We start from the raw sequence: 1,477 nt of genomic DNA on the forward strand, positions 1-1,477 counted from the left end.
ACGACAATGTGCTGGACGAGGACATGGTGATCGTGCCGCTCGTCACGCAGATGCGCTTTTGCGTGGTTGCGTCTCCGGCGTACCTGAAAGACAAGGCAAAGCCACGGCACCCGCGAGATCTGCTCAAGCATCGATGCGTGAACTACAGGAGCGCCGATACCGGCGCGCTGTATCGCTGGGAGTTCGAGAAGGCCGGTGAAACCATGCAGATCGCCGTGGCCGGGCGCATCGCGACCAATGACAACGGCTTGCTGCTGCAGTCCGCCCTGGACGGGTTCGGCTTTGCCTACCTGCAATACCGCAACGCCGAGCCGCATTTGCGGGCCGGCGCACTGGTGAACGTGCTGGACGCGTGGATACCACGCACGGGGCTCTACCTCTACTACTACAACCGGACGGGGATGCCGAAGAAGTTGCGCGTCTTTATCGATTTTGCCAGGACGGCGCTGGCGGATAGCAGGTAGCGGGGACGCCGTCATCAGCGCCGGGCCGGTGTTACCGGCATTGCCATGCGGTGCGGGCGGCAATGGACAAAGGCGCCGGCTTGCGCCCGCGAGGCGATTTACGCTGACACAGCCTGCCGCAGTGCCAGGAAGGTGCCATCTGGCTGGTAGAAGATGACCGCGTCCACGATGCCGGGCAAGGGGCGGCGAAACGCGACCCGATACCCCTGGAGGCCTTCCAGGTCAAAGGTCCGCCCGTCAAACGGCCGCAGTGGCCAACTCTGCTGGCTGCCGATGCGCAGCGATAGCTGGCCCGCCGCATCGAGCGTGACGCTGATCTCCTGCATGCCGTGCATGAACCTGCCAGCGCAGAGGGCGCGGAACGCCGGGTCGAGCACGTCGCCGCCTGCCGCGCGGCGAAATACGATATCCGCCACCATCGGCTCCAAAGGCGCGCAGATCCGGTCGATGTTGCCTTCCCGGTCATAGCCGAAGCTCAGTGTGAGGTTGTCGGGATGGATCTCGGCGGGTTTGTCGGGCGTAGTGAACACGTCGTAGTGGCGGTGTTCGAGCTGGCCCGACATGCCGCGCCAGCACCATGCCAGAGCGTTGTTCTCTTTGGTGATGCCAATCCGCCCGTAAGCCGGGTGTTCATACTCGCCCGCATAGTCGTCGAGCGGATGGCTCGGCGTGGTGCCGGTCCGGCGCAATTCGCTGCGCGCCTGCTGGTCGACCTTCTGCTGCGCTAGCGCCTGGCGGCGCATGGTGCGGAACCGGTCGAGCCAGTCAAGCGGCTTGTGGCCGCAAAGCTGATCGAGCGCGGTGCAGGTCAACAGTTCGGTGACGGCACTTGGGGCGCGATTGGTCAGCACCGCGACGCCGATACGGCGTTCCGGCAGCATCGCCATTGAGTTGGCCCAGCCGACCCAGCTGCCGGTGTGGGAGACCTTCCGTTCGCCGCGATAGTGTTCCAGCGACAGGCCGAGCCCGTAGTGGAACTCGCCCACCTCCTCGAACACGGAGCGGCCCACATG

Annotated in this window: 2 protein-coding genes; one reads left to right on the forward strand and one right to left on the reverse strand. The window is 64.9% G+C overall.

Features of this window, described 5'->3' with window-relative positions:
* Nucleotides 1-464: LysR substrate-binding domain-containing protein (locus tag AC1DS3_RS38600; RefSeq protein WP_477129359.1), on the forward strand; the 464-nt coding region annotated here is incomplete at its 5' end.
* Between the two features lie 98 nt (nucleotides 465-562).
* Here the strand turns inward: AC1DS3_RS38600 and AC1DS3_RS38605 are convergent.
* Nucleotides 563-1,477: DUF3471 domain-containing protein (locus tag AC1DS3_RS38605; protein ID WP_477129360.1), on the reverse strand; the 915-nt coding region annotated here is incomplete at its 5' end.

The sequence above is a fragment of the Cupriavidus sp. 01L46 genome (assembly GCF_056399905.1).